Genomic DNA, 4,508 nt, shown 5'->3' on the forward strand with positions numbered 1-4,508 from the left:
GGAACAGCGCGAGCCCGCAGAGCCGGCCCCACTTCGCCTCGCCCGACGACAGGAACTGGTCGATGACGACCTGCGCGCCATTGGCGAAGTCGCCGAACTGGCCTTCCCAGATGTCGAGCGTCATCGGATCGGCCGTCGAGTAGCCGTACTCGAACGCCATGACGGCTTCCTCGCTCAGCAGCGAGTCGATGACGATCGCGTCGTTCGGGTTCGACACCAGTTCGCGCAGCGGCAGGTAGTACTCGTCGCTGGTCTGCTCGTGGAGGATCGCGTGCCGGTGGAAGAACGTGCCCCGGCCCGCGTCCTGGCCGACGAGGCGCAGGCGGAAGCCCTGGTCGAGCAGCGTCGCGTAGGCGAGGTTCTCCGCGAAGCCCCAGTCACCGGCGAGTTCGCCCGCCGTCATCTTGCGGCGGTCATCGTAGATCTTCGCGACGCGCGGGTGCAGCTTGATGCGCTCGGGAATCGTGGTGATCCTGCGCGCGAGCTCCACCATGTGGCCGCGCTCGACCCGGGTGTCGACCGGCTCGCCGAGCTTGCCGGTGAGGAAGCGCGACCAGTCCGGCATGAATTCGTCGGGCGTCACGTCGACGACGTCCGCGGTCACCTCGCCGGCATCGAGCTTTTCGCGATAGGCGTCGACCACCGCCTGCGCGTCCTCGGCCGTCATCACGCCCTGCTCGACGAGCTGCTTCGCGTACATCTCGCGCGGCGTCGCGTGCTTGCGGATGACCTGGTACATGATCGGCTGCGTCGCCGCCGGCTCGTCGGCTTCGTTGTGGCCGTGGCGGCGGTAGCACACGAGGTCGAGCACGACGTCCTTGCCGAACGTATTGCGGAAGTCGAGCGCGAGCGCGCCGCAGAACAGCACCGCGTCCGGGTCGTCGCCGTTCACGTGCAGCACCGGCGCGCCGACCATCTTGGAGACGTCGGTGCAGTAGAGCGTCGAGCGTGCGTCCTGCCGCTCGCTGGTCGTGAAGCCGACCTGGTTGTTGATGACGATGTGCACCGTGCCGCCGACCGCGAACCCGCGGGCCTGCGACATCTGGAACAGCTCCATCACCACGCCCTGGCCCGCGAACGCGGCGTCGCCGTGCATGAGGATCGGCAGCACCTGGCGGCGGCCTTCGTCGCCGCGCCGGTTCTGGCGCGACTTCGCGCTGCCGGCGACCACGGGGTCGACGATCTCGAGGTGCGACGGATTGAACGCGAGGGCGAGGTGCACCGGGCCACCGGGCGTGGCGACGTCGGCCGAAAAGCCCATGTGGTACTTGACGTCGCCCTGGTGGGCGAGGTCGTTGTGCACGTGCTCGAACTTGCCTTCGAACTCGTTGAAGAGGTCGCGCGGCGGCTTGCCGAGCGTGTTGACCAGCACGTTGAGGCGGCCGCGGTGGGCCATGCCCATCACGACTTCCTTGGTGCCCTGCACGCCGGCGCGGCGGATCATGTCGTCCAGCAGCGGGATAAGCGCGTCGCCGCCCTCAAGCGAGAATCGCTTCTGGCCCACGTACTTGGTGCCGAGGTAGCGCTCGAGCCCGTCGGCGGCCACGAGCCGCTCCAGCACGCGCTTGCGATCGTCCGCGCTGCGCGCGTACCGGCCGCCGGCCTGTTCGAGCCGCTCATACAGCCAGCGGCGCTGGTCGGACTCGGCGATGTGCATGAACTCGGCGCCGACGGTGCCGGCATAGGTCGACTTCAGCAGCGCGACGAGGTCGCGCAACTTCATGCGGTCCTTGCCGCCCACGCCGCCGGTGCTGAACTCGGCATCGAGGTCGCGTTCGCCCAGGCCGTGGAAGGCCAGCTCGAGATCCGGGGCTTCCGGCATCTTCTCGAGCCCCAGCGGGTCGAGCTTCGCGGCCAGGTGGCCGCGCGAGCGATAGGCGATGATCAGCTTGCCGACCGCGCGCTGGCGCTCGTCACCGGCTTCCGTACCGCCGGTGGCGACCACGCCGCGCGCGGCCCGGCGGCCGGCCTCGGCGATCGAGTCGATGACGGCCGAATGCGGCACCTCGGCGGTCGAGCCGCCTTTCACGCCGTCGAAGTAGGCCTTCCACTTCGGCTCGACGCTGTCCGGCGCGACCAGGTACTGCTCGTACAGGTCTTCGACAAAGGCGGCGTTGGCGCCGAGCTGGGACGACTGGGCAAACTGCTTCAGAAGGCTGTCCACGATGGCGTTGGCGTGTCGCTCGGTGGGGAAAGTGGGGTTCCGCGCGCGAATGTCGCGAACGTGCGCGAAAGAAGCGGGATTATAGCGGGAGCCGCCGGGCCCGCGCCCGGTCGGCACTTCGACGATCGGAGGCGGCCGCCGCTCCCGGCTGGCCTCGGGGGTCGCGCCGGCGGCCCGCGCCGCGGGTGGCGGGCGCGGTCAGATGCCCAGCGCGCGCAGTTCCGTGGCCGGTCGTGCCCGCTCCCAGGCCGCGTCGAAGACCGTCCGCAGCTGGCGCACGCGTGCGGCGCCGTCGAGCTGGGTCTCGCCCTCGAGGCGGTGGCCGAGCGGGCGGAAGTACCAGCCGCCGGTGTCGTTGGCGACGAACGCGGACGGGTAGGTCCGGTCGACGGGCTCGTCGATCACCCGGATGGCGAAGGCGGACGACAGCCGCTGGGCCAGGGCGATCAGCGGCGCATGGGCGCGCTGCGGCGTCTCGACGTCCTGGAGCAGCAGGCGCACCTCGCCACCTCGCGTGGCGAGCCGGCGGAAGGCGGTGAGCACGTCCGGGCGGTCGAGCAGGCCGGGGTCGAGATCGCGGCTGTAGACGATCGCCGAGCGGCGCGTATTGGTGACGATGCCGACCGTGGCCGCGATCGCCTGCGCCGCGGTGTCCACCGCCGCGGCGTGCCCGAGCGTGCGGCGCATCGCCTGGTGCTGGATGCCGGCCTCCTCGAATCGCTCGCCCAGGGGCAGGAAGCCGTCGGCTGCATAGAAGCGCTCGGCGTCGACCTGCGCGTGCAGCGTCACCTCGGCGAGTCCGCTGGCGCGTCCCGCGTCGACCAGGCGCATCAGCATCGACCGGCCGACGCCCCGGCCGCGCCACTCGGCGAGGACGGCCATGCGCCCGATCTTGCCGTTCGGCGCGAGCCGCCCGGTGCCGATCGGCCGACCGGTGCCGTCGCGCGCCAGGACGTGCACGCAGGCGCCATCGATCGCGTCGCGCTCGAGTTCGACCGGCACACGCTGCTCCTGCACGAACACGACGTCGCGGATCGCGCGAAGCTCGGGCAGCGCCGCCGCGTAGTCGACGACATCGACGCGGTAGGGCGTGCTCATTCCTCGTCGTCCCCGTGGTCGGCGGGCTGGTAATGGCCTGCGGCGGCCATGTCGGCGAACGCCGCACGGGCGGGTTCGCCGAGGGCGCCGTACAGCGCGATGTCGACCTCCGTGGCCGCAGCGAGTCGACGTGCGTCCGCGACGGGCATCGCATACGCCTGGCCCGCTACGAAGAGCACGGCGCCGCGGGTGACCTTGCGCCACGCCATGCGCGAGAACGGATTGCGGTGGAGGGTCGCCCCGTCCGCCAGCGCGCCCTCGAGCGATCCGCGATCGAGCTCTCGGCCCGACGCAGCGACCAGGCCTGCGCTCCGGTACGTGGTGATGAAGCGGCCGAACCAGTCCGTCAGCCGGTCCTGGTCGTTCATCCGCAGCATGTTGAGGGCTTCGACCACGCGCGCCATCGCGGCGTCGTCGATCTCCATCGGGTCGCGCGCCGGAGCGAGGTCCGGATCGCGATAGCGCAGCGCCTCGTCGGCGCCCGCGGCCAGCGTGTCGACGAAGTCGCCCAGCAGTTCGGACGCAGACGGCGCGCGCATGCCGAACGAGAACGTCAGGCAGGCGTCCTCCGCGACGCCGTTGTGCGGCATGCCCGGCGGCAGGTAGAGCATGTCGCCCGGCCCGAGCACCCAGTCGTGCGAGGCGTTGAACTCGCGCAGGAGCTTGATCTCGGCATCGTCGCGGAATTCGAGCGGCGGGTTGGCGGACGCGTCGATCTGCCAGCGGCGATGCCCCTTCGCCTGCAACAGGAAGACGTCGTACTGGTCGACGTGCGGACCGACCGAGCCACCGGGCGCCGCGAACGAGATCATCACGTCGTCCATCCGCCAGCGCGGCAGGAAGTCGAAATTCGGGATGAGCGCGGCGACGTCGCCGTCCCACTTGTCGACGTCCTGCACGAGCAACGTCCAGTCGTGGTTCGGCATCCCGGGGAAGTCCTCCTCGTCGAACGGCCCGGTGCGCAGCGTCCAGCGGTCGGCCGCGCGGTCGTGCTCGACGATGCGCGACAAGGCGAATTCCTCGCAGGCCAGGCCGGCGAGATCCTCCGGCTCGATCGGCGTGACGAAGTCGGGGAACGCGTTGCGGATCAGCAGCGGCTTCTTCTGCCAGAACTCGCGCAGGAAGCGCGCCGGCGTCATGCCCAGTGGCGGCCGCTTGCGGGCGTCGATCTCGATCATGGCGAGGTGGCCTCCTCGGCCAGGCGTTCGTCGAGCCGCCGCGTGGCAGCTTCGGCCAGTGCGACGCA

General features: G+C 70.7%; 3 protein-coding genes. All 3 read right to left on the reverse strand.

What is annotated here, in order from left to right; translation table 11 throughout:
* A partial coding sequence (locus ACY35P_RS14915; protein ID WP_462116623.1) for a 2-oxoglutarate dehydrogenase E1 component occupies nt 1-2,164 on the reverse strand: 2,164 nt, incomplete at its 3' end.
* A 198-nt stretch (nt 2,165-2,362) separates the two neighbouring features.
* Entirely contained in the window at nt 2,363-3,262 is a 900-nt protein-coding gene (locus ACY35P_RS14920) for a GNAT family N-acetyltransferase (protein WP_462116624.1), read from the reverse strand.
* Entirely contained in the window at nt 3,259-4,440 is a 1,182-nt protein-coding gene (locus ACY35P_RS14925) for a ribosomal protein uL16 3-hydroxylase (protein ID WP_462116625.1), read from the reverse strand. The genes ACY35P_RS14920 and ACY35P_RS14925 overlap by 4 nt, the downstream gene beginning before the upstream one ends.
* Nucleotides 4,441-4,508: the final 68 nt, after the last annotated feature.

Source organism: Lysobacter xanthus (assembly GCF_047159895.1).